14 protein-coding genes are annotated in these 15,022 nt (G+C 42.9%); 7 read left to right on the plus strand and 7 right to left on the minus strand.

Features of this window, described 5'->3' with window-relative positions; all coding sequences use genetic code 11:
* Positions 1-2: 2 nt before the first annotated feature.
* From napA to napF, 3 genes are read right to left on the minus strand one after another with little or no spacing between them, the layout of a single operon-like run.
* On the minus strand, positions 3-2,489 hold the full coding sequence (gene napA, locus SNR28_RS07835; protein WP_375748652.1) for a nitrate reductase catalytic subunit NapA: 2,487 nt from the start codon (positions 2,487-2,489) through the stop codon (positions 3-5).
* A gap of 10 nt (positions 2,490-2,499) precedes the next feature.
* The gene (locus SNR28_RS07840) at positions 2,500-2,751 is read right to left on the minus strand and encodes a chaperone NapD (RefSeq protein ID WP_277823460.1); all 252 of its coding nucleotides are present in this window, start codon (positions 2,749-2,751) and stop codon (positions 2,500-2,502) included.
* The gene (gene napF / locus SNR28_RS07845; protein ID WP_375748653.1) at positions 2,735-3,265 is read right to left on the minus strand and encodes a ferredoxin-type protein NapF; all 531 of its coding nucleotides are present in this window, start codon (positions 3,263-3,265) and stop codon (positions 2,735-2,737) included. Before napF ends, SNR28_RS07840 begins: the two co-directional genes overlap by 17 nt.
* 257 nt (positions 3,266-3,522) lie before the next feature.
* Between napF and narQ the strand changes: the two genes are divergently transcribed.
* Positions 3,523-5,217 (plus strand): nitrate/nitrite two-component system sensor histidine kinase NarQ, encoded by a 1,695-nt coding sequence (narQ, locus tag SNR28_RS07850; protein WP_375748654.1) that lies wholly within the window; start codon positions 3,523-3,525, stop codon positions 5,215-5,217.
* Between the two features lie 12 nt (positions 5,218-5,229).
* Positions 5,230-5,859, plus strand: coding sequence for a response regulator (locus SNR28_RS07855; RefSeq protein ID WP_375748655.1), 630 nt, complete (start codon positions 5,230-5,232; stop codon positions 5,857-5,859).
* Between the two features lie 55 nt (positions 5,860-5,914).
* Here SNR28_RS07855 and trxC read toward each other — a convergent pair whose 3' ends face one another.
* The 4 genes from trxC to rraA form a co-directional block, all read right to left on the minus strand.
* On the minus strand, positions 5,915-6,349 hold the full coding sequence (trxC, locus tag SNR28_RS07860; RefSeq protein WP_375748656.1) for a thioredoxin TrxC: 435 nt from the start codon (positions 6,347-6,349) through the stop codon (positions 5,915-5,917).
* Between the two features lie 120 nt (positions 6,350-6,469).
* Entirely contained in the window at positions 6,470-7,039 is a 570-nt protein-coding gene (locus tag SNR28_RS07865; RefSeq protein WP_375748657.1) for a YceI family protein, read from the minus strand.
* On the minus strand, positions 7,036-7,575 hold the full coding sequence (locus tag SNR28_RS07870; protein ID WP_375748658.1) for a cytochrome b: 540 nt from the start codon (positions 7,573-7,575) through the stop codon (positions 7,036-7,038). The genes SNR28_RS07865 and SNR28_RS07870 overlap by 4 nt, the downstream gene beginning before the upstream one ends.
* Positions 7,576-7,842: 267 nt before the next feature.
* Entirely contained in the window at positions 7,843-8,322 is a 480-nt protein-coding gene (gene rraA, locus SNR28_RS07875; RefSeq protein ID WP_375748659.1) for a ribonuclease E activity regulator RraA, read from the minus strand.
* Between the two features lie 376 nt (positions 8,323-8,698).
* Between rraA and glmS the strand changes: the two genes are divergently transcribed.
* The 5 genes from glmS to SNR28_RS07900 all read left to right on the plus strand — a co-directional run bounded on the left by glmS (position 8,699) and on the right by SNR28_RS07900 (position 14,958).
* Complete coding sequence (glmS, locus tag SNR28_RS07880) at positions 8,699-9,112, plus strand: methylaspartate mutase subunit S (RefSeq protein ID WP_375748660.1); 414 nt, start codon at positions 8,699-8,701, stop codon at positions 9,110-9,112.
* The gene (locus SNR28_RS07885; protein ID WP_375748661.1) at positions 9,109-10,473 is read left to right on the plus strand and encodes a hypothetical protein; all 1,365 of its coding nucleotides are present in this window, start codon (positions 9,109-9,111) and stop codon (positions 10,471-10,473) included. Before glmS ends, SNR28_RS07885 begins: the two co-directional genes overlap by 4 nt.
* Positions 10,470-11,675, plus strand: a complete 1,206-nt coding sequence (locus SNR28_RS07890) for a glutamate mutase L (RefSeq protein WP_375748662.1) — start codon at positions 10,470-10,472, stop codon at positions 11,673-11,675. Before SNR28_RS07885 ends, SNR28_RS07890 begins: the two co-directional genes overlap by 4 nt.
* Positions 11,666-13,237 carry an AMP-binding protein gene (locus SNR28_RS07895; protein WP_375748663.1) on the plus strand — a complete coding sequence of 524 codons (1,572 nt, stop codon included), beginning with the start codon at positions 11,666-11,668 and terminating at the stop codon, positions 13,235-13,237. The genes SNR28_RS07890 and SNR28_RS07895 overlap by 10 nt, the downstream gene beginning before the upstream one ends.
* A 605-nt stretch (positions 13,238-13,842) precedes the next feature.
* Positions 13,843-14,958 (plus strand): carbohydrate porin, encoded by a 1,116-nt coding sequence (locus tag SNR28_RS07900; protein ID WP_375748664.1) that lies wholly within the window; start codon positions 13,843-13,845, stop codon positions 14,956-14,958.
* The last annotated feature ends 64 nt before the right edge of the window (positions 14,959-15,022 follow it).

Raw genomic sequence — 15,022 nt, forward strand, 5'->3', positions numbered from 1 at the left:
CTTTACGCCTTCTCTACCTTAACTGCACATTTCTTAAAGTCAGTCTCTTTCGATAGCGGGTCAGTTGCATCAAGCGTTAGCTTGTTGGTTAGCTGTCCTGCATCAAAGAATGGCATGAAGATAAGCCCTTGTGGCACTTTGTTACGTCCGCGTGTTTCAACGTGACTCAATACTTCACCACGACGAGATGAAACTTTAATCGCATCACCACGACGTAGGCCACGTTTCTTCGCATCCAGTGGGTGCATGTAAACTACAGCATCCGGGAACGAACGATATAGCTCAGGTACACGACGAGTCATAGAACCTGTGTGCCAATGTTCAAGAACACGGCCAGTACAGAACCATAGATCGTAATCATCATCTGGTGCTTCTGCTGCTGGTTCATAAGGAAGCGCAAAGATAACCGCTTTCTTATCTTTCTTACCGTAGAACGAGAACTCTTCGCCTTTTTCTACATATGGGTCATAGCCTTCTGCATAACGCCATAGTGTTTCTTTACCATCAACCACAGGCCAGCGAAGACCGCGTGATGCATGGTATTGTTCAAATGTACCAAGGTCATGGTGGTGACCACGGCCAAAGTATGCGTACTCTTCGAACAGACCTTTCTGAACGTAATAGCCAAAGTCACGTGATTCATCGTTCAACTGACCTTCAGCTAGCTCATCAAGACCAAACTTGTCTACTTTACCGTTGGCAAATAGCACTTCGTAAAGTGTCTTACCTGCTAGTTCTGGTTTCTTAGCAATCAGATCCGCCGGCCACACTTCTTCAACTTTGAAGCGCTTGGAGAATTCCATCACCTGCCACATATCAGACTTAGCTTCACCTGGAGCCTGAATCTGCTGACGCCAGAACTGTGTACGACGCTCTGCGTTACCGTAAGCACCTTCTTTCTCTACCCACATTGCTGTTGGAAGGATAAGGTCGGCCGCCATAGCTGTTACTGTTGGATATGGGTCAGATACAACAATAAAGTTAGCTGGATCGCGGTAACCAGGGTAACGCTCTTCGTTGATGTTCGGACCAGCCTGCATGTTGTTGTTACACTGAACCCAGTATGCATTCAGCTTACGGTCTTTAAGCATACGGTCCTGAAGTACTGCGTGGTAACCTGGCTTAGCAGGGATAGTACCTTCTGGGATGTTCCAGTGCTTCTCGGCAAACTCACGGTGCTTAGGATTCATTACCACCATATCTGCAGGCAGACGGTGTGCGAATGTACCTACTTCACGAGCAGTACCACAAGCAGATGGCTGACCTGTTAGTGAGAATGGACCACAGCCCGGCTTAGAGATCTTACCGGTTAGTAGGTGCACGTTGTACATTAGGTTGTTCGCCCAAACACCACGAGTGTGCTGGTTGAAGCCCATTGTCCAGTAAGAAACCACTTTAACTTTAGGATCTGCATACATTTCAGCCAGTTCAATTAGCTGATCTTCAGGTACACCAGAAAGCTCAGATGTGTACTTCACATCGTACTTAGAAACGAACTTAGCGTAGTCTTCGAAGCTCATTGGAGTCGACTTCTTACTACCTGGGTTCTTCGCTGCTTTTTCTAGTGGGTGCGTAGGACGCAGACCGTAACCGATATCCGTTTCACCCTTACGGATGTTAACGTGCTTATCCATGAAGTCCTGGTTCACTTTATTATTCGAAATAATGTAGTGAGCGATGAAGTTCAGGATCGCCAAATCGGTTTGTGGTGTAAAGATAATTGGGTTATCTGCAAGCTCGTAAGAACGGTGCTCATAAGTAGAAAGTACCGCAACTTTTACGTGTTTTTCAGATAGACGACGGTCAGTTAGACGCGACCAAAGAATTGGGTGCATTTCCGCCATGTTCGAGCCCCAAAGTACGAACGCATCTGCGTACTCAAGGTCATCGTAACAACCCATTGGTTCGTCCATACCGAAGGTACGGCCAAAACCAACTACCGCAGACGCCATACAGTGACGTGCGTTAGGGTCGATGTTGTTAGAACGGAAACCAGCTTTATAAAGTTTCGCTGCCGCGTAGCCTTCCCAAACTGTCCACTGACCTGAACCGAACATACCAACCGAAGTCGGTCCTTTCTCTTTCAGTGCAGTTTTAAATTTGTCTGCCATTACATCAAAGGCTTCATCCCAGCTAACTGGAGTGAACTCACCTTCTTTATCGTAAACACCGTCGGTCTTACGAAGTAAAGGCTGGGTTAGGCGGTCCTTACCGTACATAATCTTAGGTAAGAAATAACCCTTAATACAGTTAAGACCACGGTTTACTGGTGCATCCGGGTCACCCTGTGAGGCTACAACACGTCCGTTCTGGGTACCAACCAGAACACTACAACCTGTACCACAGAATCGGCACGGAGCCTTATCCCAATGTACTTCGTTGTCTTTACCAGCAGCTTGAGCGATCGATGTTGGAAGTACTACTCCCGTTACCGATGCTGCCGCTACCGCCGCGTTTGCCTTCAAGAAAGATCGTCTACTGACACTCATGTTTGCTTCCTCAATCAAGCTCAACTTGCTCATCCATTTGGTGGAACACCAGAGTTGCAGCGAGCACCCCTGGCAATTGCTTTATTTCTTCGAATTGGTCAGCCAGGCTGTCACGGCTATCACCTTCGATAACCACAACCAGCTTTCCTGCTTCGCTGGTTCCCGGTACTTCCGCACCAGGCATTGCTTCTATCGCAGCTTTTACTGCTTCTAGTTGGTCAGCAGCGGCATGCACCGCTAAGCTGCTAACGTGATAACTCATCTGCGTTTCCTGTTTGGCTACTCGTATCGCGTTCAATCTGTATGGCATTTGCCGGGCATGGTTTGATACAAGCACCACACCCTGTACAGTCTTTTTCATTCAGCAGAGGTTTGGCCGTGCCCCCTACCTGCAATCGAAACTTAATTGCAGCGTAATCACACATATCACCACAACTTCTGCATTCCACTCCGTTCAGAGACAGGCAGTTATCTTTGATTACCGCTATCTGCTGCCAAGGGTCTTGTTCTTTCGATCGGAAAAGAGGTTCGGGACACACATCTGCACATTTTCCGCAAAATGTGCACTCATCGATGTTGAAGTCCACTTCCGGAAACCCGGCTTCTCCTTTAACGATGATAGATGTTTCACACGCTTCAACGCATTTCCCACATCGGGTACATCCATCAACAAAGGCTTGTTCTTCAACAAGCCATGGCATTCTTTGAGGAGCCTCGGTATTAATGTCTGCTTTCGGGACGCGGGTAAAAAGGCGGCGCCTTGCAATATCTACCAAAGTTTTCCTCTATGATTCCTGTAATATTCAACGACATAATTGAGAACGCTTCTTATTAAAAATCATTCATACGTCATTAATATATTTAAATATTCTGTTTTAACTGTAGTCTAGGATTTGCACTTTTCGAATAAATAACCCTTAATAGGTAAATGGGTAAAAGACTTGCGCAAGATCAATTAATCCATACGGTTAACTTCACACAATAAGATAGATGTATTCATGGTACATACTGATAATTCACTCAGGAGCAACAGTTGCAATTGCGAAGACCACAGGTATCAATAACAAAGACCATTGCATGGGCAATGCTCTGCATCTTATTGCTCTCTATTACTACTGCCGCAGTAACACTTTCTGCCGTGTTTTCAAGCATGAATGATGCTGAAGCGATCAACGTCGCTGGCTCATTACGTATGCAAAGCTACCGATTAGCTTTTGATATAGAGACTCGTTCTGACGAGTTTATTGAACACCTAGTCGCTTACGAACGCTCTTTACACTCACCCGCATTAAGGTCGATAAATAACTGGGCGACGCCCAATGCTCTGGTCAAACGTTACTATCAACTCATCCAAATGTGGTCAGACTTACAACCGGCCCTGCGCTCAGACAACAAAGCTTATTACATAAGAGAAGTCGCCGAGTACGTAAATCAGATTGATATATTCGTATATGAACTGCAGAAGTATTCGCAGAAGAAAATGTATCTATTGTTTTTCTCATACGGCCTTGGCTTTACTCTGATACTACTCGTTGCTATGTATGTGATTTACTTTTCACAGAAGAAAGTTGTAAGCCCACTAAAACAGTTAATGGTCGCAAGCAAAGAGGTTCAGTCCGGTAACTTTGGGTTTAAGCTAAGGCTTCACAGCCAAAATGAACTCGGCATTATGGCGACAGCCTTTAATGGCATGGCTACAGAACTTGAAAAGCTCTATGTTGGTCTGGAACAGAAAGTCACAGAAAAAACTCACCGACTGGAACACGCTAAGAACTCACTGGAAACCTTGTATAGTTGTCAGCAACAACTTGGAGTGAGCCACCTGAGTGAGCAAAACTTTAAGAGTATTCTTGGAGCTCTTCTAGAAACAGAAGGGATCACATCAGTAAAGATGGTTGTGGTTGAATCCGGTGCACAGTGGAGTATCGAAGTTGGTGAGCCATGTCACAACTCTATAATCCACAGTGAACCCCTGACATTAGATGAAGAAGAGTTGGGCCGACTGGAGTGGCACTACACGTTACCTTGTCCGGATCAAGAATTGGTCGTCAACGTAGCTAAGATCCTTGCCCGTGGTATTTACTATAACCGCTCGCAAAAGCAAACTCAGCAGTTACTTCTTATGGAGGAGCGTGCAACCATCGCACGTGAACTGCACGATTCCATTGCTCAATCGCTCTCTTACCTTAAGATTCAAACGACGATCTTAAATCGAAGCATAAAAGCGGAAAAAGTTGAGCAAGCTTCTGAAACCGCGAAAGAAATAGATAAACAGCTCAGCGCGACCTATACTCAGCTACGTGAACTGTTAAGTACATTCCGCCTCACAATTGGCAAAGCTAATTTGGGCGAAGCGTTACAAGAATTAATTAAACCACTGGAAGAACAAACTGATGCGGAGATAATACTGGATAACGAGATTGCTTCGATTTCATTGCGAGCCAATCATCAGGTCCATGTTATTCAATTGATTCGAGAAGCCATTCTCAATTCAATCAAACATGCATCACCAAATACAATAAAAATAACCTGCCAGGAAATTAATGACCTGGTGAACATAACAATCACTGACGATGGAACGGGATTTTGTACCAGCATAGAGAAGCTCAACCATTATGGGCTGACGATTATGTCTGAACGTGCCGATCGACTCGAAGGCGATCTTAATATTGAAAGCAAGCCGGGCGAGGGTTGTACTGTTCAACTCCGATTCCCGCTTCATAAATAACCGGAAACACAAATGTCAAACTGGAATGTACTAATTGTCGATGACCACCCCCTGATGCGCAGAGGGATTATCCAGCTACTCTCTTTTGAAGAAGAGTTTAATGTTATTGCCGAAGCAAGCAATGGTGCTGATGCCGTAGCCGTCGCTACACGTCAGGAACCGGATCTGATTCTGCTCGACCTCAATATGAAAGGAATGTCTGGACTGGATACTCTTAAGGTTATGCGCGAAGAAGGAATAACAGCGACTGTTATCGTTCTTACGGTATCGGATAACAGTCAGGATATCCGCGCTTTGATTGATGCCGGTGCAGATGGTTATCTACTTAAAGATACTGAACCAGATGAGCTTATTGGGCTTATCAAGAAAGCGATGACAACCGGAAGCGCATTCAGTGACGTAGTGTTAGAAGTACTGAAAGAGAAAGCTGAAACGGACGATATGTTCTCGACACTTACCGATCGTGAGAACGAGATTTTGGTTGAAGTGGCAAGAGGTTACAGTAACCGCCAGATCGCTGATCGACTGTTTATATCGGAATCGACTGTTAAAGTACATATCAAGAGCTTGCTGAAGAAACTGCGCGTTAAGTCTCGTGTTGCAGCAACGGTACTTTATCTAGAGAGTCAGGGCAAAGCTTAAGCTCGAACACAGATACACAAAACCCGCTTAATTGCGGGTTTTTGTTTTATTAATACTATTTCAGCAAGGCTGCATCCAGCCAGCTATCAAACTGGGTTTTCGGCAGTGCACCGTTGATCATATCTACTTTTTGACCATTCTTAAAAACCATAATGGTTGGAATACTTCTGATCTGGTACTGAGCCGCCAGCATCTGTTGAGCTTCCGTATCTACCTTTACAAACCTTACGTCACCATTACGTTCCTGCGCGACTTGTGTAAACGCTGGAGCAAAAGAGAGGCATGGCTGACACCAAGGGGCCCAAAAGTCGACAACAACAGGTTTATCGCTGTTAATGATGGCATTATAGTTACTCGTTGTGGCTTCAACCGGGCTTCCGTCTAATAGTGAAGATTTACATTTACCACAACTTCCCTTTTCATTGATTTTCTCTAAAGGGACTCGATTCATTGCTGAGCACGACGGGCAACGTGTGTTAAAAGTTGACATACATTCCTCTTATTCAAAGATATTATTTTTATATTTAGAAAAAGCTAATATAACAGATACAACGCATAAAAAAAATCCTTCGCGAGGAAGGATTTAAAGCAGTTTGGATTAAACTAAGTATTACTTACGGATACCTTCAATATGAAGTTCCATATCGACGTAACTTGAAGCACCCATCACAGCGATATCAAAGTCTTTTAGCTCCAGACGTGTTGTACCTACAAAGCCTGCACGGTATCCACCCCACGGGTCCTGACCTTCACCAATGAAATCGGCATCAATACTGATTGGCTGAGTTTTACCATGTAGAGTCAGATCGCCCTCTATCACAAACTTACCATCACCTTTGTCCATCACTTGAGTACTGGTGAACTTCGCCTCTGGGAACTTGCTCGCAAAGATAAAATCACCGCTGCGGATGTGCTTATCACGCTCAGCATGGTTTGTATCCAGGCTAGATGTATCTACCATTACATTCACTTTAGATGCTGCGACATTGTTCGCATCGTAAGAGAAATCGCCGCTAAAGGTGTTAAAACGGCCTTTAATAAAGCTGTAACCCAGGTGACTGATTTTGAAGTTAATGGATGCGTGAGCGCCTGAAGTATCAATCGCATAATCCGCTGCTGCTACACCGAATGGCATTGCCATTGAGAATGCGAGTCCTGTCGTCAATAAAACTTTTTTCATTTTGCTTTTCCTACCATTTTGCGTAGTGTGTCATCTTTATCGATAACGTGATGCTTCAGCGCAGCCAAAGCGTGAATTGCAGCCAGACCAATTAGAGCCATAGCAACGTAATAATGTATTTCCCCAGCGATATCCGACTGTTTAGGAAATAACTCCCCAGCGCCGGGAACAACAAACCAGTTAAACACTTCTATTCCCCGACCATCTGATGTTGAAATCAGATATCCAGAAAAGAACAAGATAAACAGTAGCATATACATAAGCAGGTGTGCTGCTTTTGCCGCCATCACTTCATAAGGTTTACCTTCAGTCTTAGGAGAACTTGTCGTAAGTTTCCAAATCACTCTGAAAATCGTTAAACCTGCCAAAATGATACCTACCGACTTATGCCAGTATGGGGCCGTCTTGTACCACTGACTGTAATAGGTGAGATCCATCATCCATAACCCTAATGCAAACATCCCTATAACAACGATGGCAGTAACCCAGTGAATGGTTCTGGCAATCAAATTGTAGTTACTCACATTTGTACTCATGGGCAATTTTACTCAGTCTCGTTTACTTGATTGTTCTTTCTAACAATAAGATAGAAATGACAATTGTTATCGTTTGGTTGTAATAATGTAGTTAGAAATAAGACAGGAGTAAATGTGTAGACTGTTGATTGACTATCAACACGATGTTTTCAATTAGAGGGCTTTGATATTCATAGCATTGATTAAAGGCTTAGCAGATGAGATAAAACAAAAAAGCCGAACGCAATATTGTTCGGCTCTCTTATTTATATGTAAAGTTTTATTCTTCTATACTATTTTTTCCTGGGTGATAATAACACCGTCGGTGTCAGCATAAATATAATCACCAGTTTTCACTTCGATACCAGCAAATGAGAGAGGAACGTCTCTTTGGCCTTCAGTTACCGGAACATATTTACGTGAACATGTTCCAATAGCATAAAGTGCTACTGGAATATCTTTAATCTGGAACGTATCTCTAATATAACCATTTACAATAATACCTGAGTAATTATTGTTATTCGCAAACTTCATCAGGTTTTCACCAACGACTGCATAGTATTCACGGTCTACATCGACGACAACAACTTTACCTGTACCATCTTCGTCGCGCAGTAACTTAATGAGTTCCAAATTGTTTTTATCCAGCTTAACCGTAACCACTTCACCCTGACATTTCATCGCGCCGCCATAATTCTGGTAACCTGGCCCCAAAACTACTGCTTTTTCCGGGTGATCATCGCAAATATCCGCTGTAAAAAATTCCATATAGAATCCTCATCCTTCTTTATTTATTATCCCTTACGGGATTATCTTTCAATATTTAACCTGCTTGAGACTAAAAATAACCCAAGAACAATCTTTTTACATCTTTTTTTAGTGTGGTATGCTCCATAATACTCAAATAATTTTAAGTTATCTGAGTACTATTACTTAATAAAAAAGATGTTCAAGCGCCTGATAAAAATAAGCAGAAATAGAATACTGCAAAATAAAATATCATCCGTAAAAGCTTAAATAGCCTAAAATATATAAATAAGACACTTTTTGCAGTTAAGTATGTTGAGTATGCGCCTCACCTAACCGTTCAGGACACGGCCATACTCCACCAGACAGACGCCAAAATTCAGGTAAGTATAATTATATGAAAGTAGTGACAGGAGTAGTCGGCAACGATATTCACGTGGTTGCAAATCGGCTTATAGAGCTCTCCCTCGACGCCAGAGGGTATGAAGTTTTTAATTTAGGCGTAAACACACATCTCGAAGAGTTCTTCGATGCGGCCGTTGAAACAGGTGCAGAAGTGCTTCTCATCTCTTCACTCAACGGTGAAGCAGAAGGCTGGAGCCGTGAAGTACGTGCCATCAAATCCCAGTATAAAGGTCTTGATGATCTGATCATGATGATAGGCGGTAACCTCACCGTAGGTACTGGCGACCCAGATGAAATAGCCAAGAAGTACAAAAGGTACGGATTTGATCTGGTTTGTCATCAGGTTGATCTAAACGTTGGCCTCGACCAGTTGGAAGAGTTTATCAGGGAGAGAGACCAAGAATGAGCCTGTTACAAGAAGAAAGAGAAATCATCTTAAGCAACGAGTACGTTGATGCCTTCGATTTTGATGAGGTAAAAGAGTTTGTTGCTGGCGCGAGCAAAGAGCTGTTTATCTCTCACCACTTTAAAAACAAAGACAAAATGTTAGTGCAGCCACGTGGTGGCTTCCCAACCTATAAAAAACAGTTTGCGCTAAATGAGTTTTTCGTTAATGCCAATGTTGATGTTTTGCCACTGACCATCGACTCAAACACTCGTCTTAACGACTATGGCACAGCAAAGAAGATGCTGCGCCTGAGTGAAGAAAACGATGTCGATATGCTTAACGGCTACCCACTGGTTAACCACGGTTACCGTACCACACGTAAAATGGTCACCCATTTCAACAAGCCAGTAAGCTTACGTCACGGTACCCCTGATGCGCGCTTGTTAATTGAAACTGCTATTGCGTCAGGTATCTTCGAGATTGAAGGCGGTCCCATTACTTATCTTCTGCCTTACTCCAAGAACTTCCCGTTAGATAAAGCATTTATGTACTGGAAGTATGTTGAGCGTGTGTGTGCTAACTACTCAGAACTTAATGAACCTATTAACCGAGAGTCTTTTGGCCCATTAACGGCAACGCTTGTTCCACCTTCTATAACTATCGTAATTCAGCTTCTGGAAATGCTTCTGGCTCTGGAAGAAGGTGTGAAGTCATTCTCAGTATCTTTCTCTCAGCAAGGTTCGATGAATCAGGATATCGTAACCGGTGCTGTAATTAAGAAACTGGCTCGATACTACGCAGAGCAGATCGGCTGTGGTGATGCAGCTATCCACCTTGTTTATCACCAGTGGATGGGCGCTTTCCCGACAGATAAGAGCTTTGCAGAACAGCTTATCAATATGTCTACTGTTATCGCGTCTATGGTTGGTGCAGACAAGATAATCACCAAAACACGTGAAGAAGCTTCTGGTATTCCAACTAAAGAAGCAAACGCCAAAACAGTAGCAGATACTCAGTACACACTACGCATTCTGAATGGTCTTCCTGCAATCAAAGATGAAGAGGAAGAAGAGATTCTGACTCAGGAAGTGATGGCAATTATGGAAGCGGTATTTAACGACCCTGCCGATACACTTTGGCGCAAGGTCTTTAACTGTATCAAGAGTGGCATCATCGATGTACCTTTCTCACCGCACATCATCAACCACAATAAGATGATCACGATTCGCGACGCGAACAAAAACATCCGTATCATCGAACGTGGTAACGTGCCGATTCCTGATCGCTGCTACGAATACGAACGCGCTCAGTGCGATCTGAACAAAGACACCACCAGCATCGTTAACGACATCATTCACGATATAGGCATTATGCAATGAGCCAGAACAACGACAAATTATTTATAGATATCGGCAGTACTTACTTTAAAGTCAGTGACTCACAGCGTATCGAACAGCATTTTCGTGACTTCAACAAAGATATCCTGGATGACCTGACACAAAAGTGTGGTGCTATCGTTAGCCAGTATGAAAAAGAAGATATTTATATCTGTTCTTCTGCCAATGGTGGCCTGAGTACTTTGATTATTGGTGTCACCAACTCTTTTTCTCTGAAGTATGCAACAAACATTGCTTTTAACTCTGGTATCAACATCATCGACACGATTCTGTTCCAGAACATAGAAGAGTATTCTATCCCGAGCGATCTGATTGATGTGGTTATCGTGGTTGGTGGCATTAACAGCAATGGCAATATCTTTGATGACAAACTGTTTAATTATCTGGAACAGCTTAACTTTTCCAACATCGTTTACGTAGGCAACGAAATCGATGCAAAATCGGTTGGTGAAAAGGTGCCGAATCTGGTCACGCTGCCGAACATCATTGATGACAGACTACATATCATTGAAGAGCACCTGAAACAGTATCTGACTAACCTTTACCAACAAGATATTGAAGGTAAAGAGGATATTAAGAGCCTGTATCAGATCACCTCAAATCAGATCTTCTCAACACCGTATATCGTTAATCAGGCGCTGCCTCATGTAGATGCAAGTTATTCTGTTGTTGACCCATTTATCGTACTTGATATTGGTGGCGCGACGACAGATATCCACTACTCAAAAGATCTGGTGGTGAATGAGAATATCGTTACCGAAAACGAATATGATCGTATGGTGTTTAAAAAGCTTGGCGTCTACAAGTCTAAGCAATCTCTTATCTTCGCGGCAAAGAATAACGAGTTTGTTTACGAACTACTCATGCACCTGAAGGTAACTGAAAACATATTTGAAGAGACCAGTGACAAAGCGACGAAGATCCTGATGCAACTGGCTATCTTTTTGGTGCTTTGCAAGATCTCTCACTACAAGAAAGAGTACATTAATCTAAAGTTACTGACACTTAATTCTATCGTTATCACTGGTGGTATTACCAAGGTGCTTTCTATAGAAGAAGTGGAAGATATCATCGCCTTTTTCTATAAAAAGATTCTGACCTCAGATCATAAGCCTGTCACCATCATGGACAGCAACTATGATATCTGGACTCTAGGGGCTAAAGGAAAATTAGAATGTCTATAAACTGTATCCGTATCCTGCTGGAAAACGCTGCGAAAACACACCCGGACAAAACCGCTGTTACCTTTGGCGAAGAATCCGTTACATACGCAGAATTGCTAAAAAAGGTAAATCAAGTTGCTCTGTATCTTACCGAGCTTGATCTGCCAAAAAACTCGCGAGTTGGTATCTATTCGTTTAAGCGTATTGAGCAGGTCATTGCTCAGTTAGCGATTCTTTCCACCAACTACATCCTTGTTCCGATGACCAAAATGTTAAAACCGGAACAAGTGGAATACATCATTAAAGACTGTGATATCAAATGTATCATCACAGACAAACTTAAGCTGGAAAGTATTGAAGAGCTTGAGTTCGACGGCCACGTCATCTCTTACGACTCCGTAAGTAAAGAAATCGCAGCTTTTGAAGAGATCTATAAGTACTACAACAAGCCTTATGATTGCGATATCAACGGGCACGATTCTGCTCTGATCACCTACTCTTTTGGCCTGACTGGTACACCAAAAGGTATTGTGATCTCTCATCGTAACTTGATTGATTCAGCACGTGTCGTTTCTCAGTATCTGAAACTGGAACAGGATGACGTCATATCCGGTGTGCTCTACTTCAATCTGGATTATGGTTTGAATCAGGTTTTCTGTAGCTTATATAAGAAGGCAACCCTTGCCCTGCATCGCTTTATTTTGCCTGAAGACTTCTTTAACCACCTGATAGACGATGAAGTAACGGTGCTTCCTGTAATGCCCGTGAACATCTCACAGATGTTTGATGACGAAACCACTCGCATCCCTAGTGCAGAACTATTCGACAAAATCAAAACCATTACATCTTCTGGCGGTAACGTTACGGGTAAGATGATTGAGGACTGTAAACGTACTTTCCGCAATGCAGACTTCTTCTCAATGCACGGCCTGACTGAGGCTTTCCGTTCAACTTATCTGGATCCTTCTCAATTACAAATTCGCCCGAACTCTATTGGTAAGCCAATTCCAGATGTAGAGCTGTATGTCATTAATAAAGAAGGTAAAGAGTGTGCACCACGTGAAGTAGGAGAGCTTATACATCGCGGGGGCTACATCTACAAAGGCTACTGGAACGCGCCTGAAGAGACTGCTGAACGCTTTAAATCCGTATCTATCCTGAAAGATGTCATTGAACTGGAAGGTCAGCTAGTCGATGAAATCGTAGTAGCAACCGGTGATTACGTATATAAAGACGAAGAAGGCTATTTCTATTTCGTATCCCGTCAGGACAACATGATCAAGACTCGTGGTTTCCGCGTATCTCCGTACGAAGTGGAATCAGTGGTTAAGAAAAACATCCCGGATATTGAGCGATGTGCGGTGTTTGGCATGGAAAACGAGGCGATAGAAGAAGAGATCGTAATGGTGTACTCAGCGCCAAGTCAAATCCCTGAAGAAGAGATATTGTTCGAGCTGAACAAACATCTGGCTTCATACATGATTCCGAGCAAGATTGTTTATAAGAAGCTAATGCCTCTGCTTCAAAGTGACAGAAACAGAATCAACAAAGATGCTCTTAAGAGAGAAATCTCTGGCGCCTAAACAAGCCAGAACTTAGAACGAGATGCCCTTGATTGTGAACAATCAGGGGCTTTTTTTTGACCGAAATGCACAAGTAGAACATCCGACGTCACGTCATCACCATAAAAGTCCACATAAAGCTCAACTATACAATTGACTAGGTAATATTATTATCACTTATCCTATAAATATAATACATAGTATCCAATTGGATTATTCCCAACCAAACACCAATCCTTGAACAAATAATTTCCATTAAATTTGGTCATCAGCACCTATATCCACCAATCACTATTAAGCAGTCTAGATCACACTCTTACATTGCTCTGACAGACTATTTATAAATAATGAAAAGTAAAAATAAAACATTGTTAATTTAATAATTTTTTATATGTAACTCGCTGTATTTAATGGATATATACGATATTTATAAAAATGTGACTTAGGTCTGCAAAACACTTTTTAGCCAATTGTTCAGACAATCAATATCCGTAATTATTCATCCCCAGAAAAAGAGAGATTTAACCAATAACACGTTTTATTGGCCAAACCTCCAAACACAATTCAATTAGTCGTCCGTTGCGGGAATAAATGACTAAAAAATTTTACGGTTAATAAGGGTTAATATGAAAAAGGTATTTAATTTTTCGCTAGCAGCTATTTTAGTTTCTTCAGCTTTGGCAGCACATGCTGGCATTAGCATTGTTGATAGTGAAGAGGGTAACTTCTCAATCGGCGGTGATGTCGAGTTAAACTTCAACTACCAGGACCGCGAATCAAACGACAGTAATAACTCTGAGTTTAATCAGGATGGTCGTGTTCTTATCGAGTTTGCAGGACAAAAATACTCAGATTCTGGTCACTTTGTTGGCGTCGTCGCTCAACCTCTATTCGAGAGCACGGGCAACATCGCAATGGATGATGCGTACTTTGAGTTCGGCCAGGTTGATGGCTGGGCAGTTAAAGCTGGTCGTTTCGAAGCATACGATATGTTCCCTGTAGGTCTGGATGTATTCCTTGAGTACTCTGGTGACACATCCAATGAACTGTACTCAGATGGTTCTGCGTATACATACCAAATGAAAGAAGGCCGTGGCCGTGGTTCTGATGGCCAAATCATGTATAACCAGTCTTTCGGCAACTTATATGTTGAAGTTGGTGCAATGCTGGGAGACCGCACAGGCCTGTTTGACGGAACAACATATCATGGAGCAACGATAAACAAGAATGCGTCCAAAGACGCTTTCCTAATCCGCCCGGTTGTTGCTTATCAGATGGGTGACTTCTCAGTTGCTGCATCTGTAGAAACCAACCTTGTATCTAATGCAGTTGTTACTACAAACGGTGTAGATATTTCAGACCGTACTGGTTACGGCCTGACAGGTAACTGGGCAAGCGGTGATTGGTCTGTAAACGCAAACGTTGCGTACATGGATGCGGTTGACGAGAACAACCTATCGGCTGGTCTAAACGCCTTGTATAAGAACTTTGGTGTTGGTTACATCCACGCGACCAACGAGTACGAAAACAAGGAGATCTCCGGTTGGGCTGAAGGCGATGTCAACGTATCTACCTGGTACGCATCCTACGAGTTTAAAGATGTACTGGCTGTAGAAGACTTCTCAGTTCTACTGGGCTCTTACTACACTTCGGTGGACAACAAGCTAAAAGCAGGTACATCACAAGGTTTTGCTGAAGAAGACGACTTTGGTGCACGTGTACGTCTGTTCTACTCTTTCTAAGAATCAGTTAATACCCCTCGACAAAAAACCACCTGCTTACTAGCAGGTGGTTCTTTTCTATCTT

The sequence above is a fragment of the Vibrio iocasae genome (assembly GCF_042245395.1).
In the GTDB taxonomy this organism is placed as follows: domain Bacteria; phylum Pseudomonadota; class Gammaproteobacteria; order Enterobacterales; family Vibrionaceae; genus Vibrio; species Vibrio iocasae.

Coding starts and splice junctions, on each gene's coding strand:
- napA (WP_375748652.1), bottom strand. CDS start 2,489: ATGAGTGTCAGTAGACGATCTTTCTTGAAGGCAAACGCGGCGGTAGCG.
- SNR28_RS07840 (WP_277823460.1), bottom strand. CDS start 2,751: ATGAGTTATCACGTTAGCAGCTTAGCGGTGCATGCCGCTGCTGACCAA.
- SNR28_RS07855 (WP_375748655.1), top strand. CDS start 5,230: ATGTCAAACTGGAATGTACTAATTGTCGATGACCACCCCCTGATGCGC.
- trxC (WP_375748656.1), bottom strand. CDS start 6,349: ATGTCAACTTTTAACACACGTTGCCCGTCGTGCTCAGCAATGAATCGA.
- SNR28_RS07865 (WP_375748657.1), bottom strand. CDS start 7,039: ATGAAAAAAGTTTTATTGACGACAGGACTCGCATTCTCAATGGCAATG.
- SNR28_RS07870 (WP_375748658.1), bottom strand. CDS start 7,575: ATGAGTACAAATGTGAGTAACTACAATTTGATTGCCAGAACCATTCAC.
- rraA (WP_375748659.1), bottom strand. CDS start 8,322: ATGGAATTTTTTACAGCGGATATTTGCGATGATCACCCGGAAAAAGCA.
- glmS (WP_375748660.1), top strand. CDS start 8,699: ATGAAAGTAGTGACAGGAGTAGTCGGCAACGATATTCACGTGGTTGCA.
- SNR28_RS07885 (WP_375748661.1), top strand. CDS start 9,109: ATGAGCCTGTTACAAGAAGAAAGAGAAATCATCTTAAGCAACGAGTAC.
- SNR28_RS07890 (WP_375748662.1), top strand. CDS start 10,470: ATGAGCCAGAACAACGACAAATTATTTATAGATATCGGCAGTACTTAC.
- SNR28_RS07895 (WP_375748663.1), top strand. CDS start 11,666: ATGTCTATAAACTGTATCCGTATCCTGCTGGAAAACGCTGCGAAAACA.
- SNR28_RS07900 (WP_375748664.1), top strand. CDS start 13,843: ATGAAAAAGGTATTTAATTTTTCGCTAGCAGCTATTTTAGTTTCTTCA.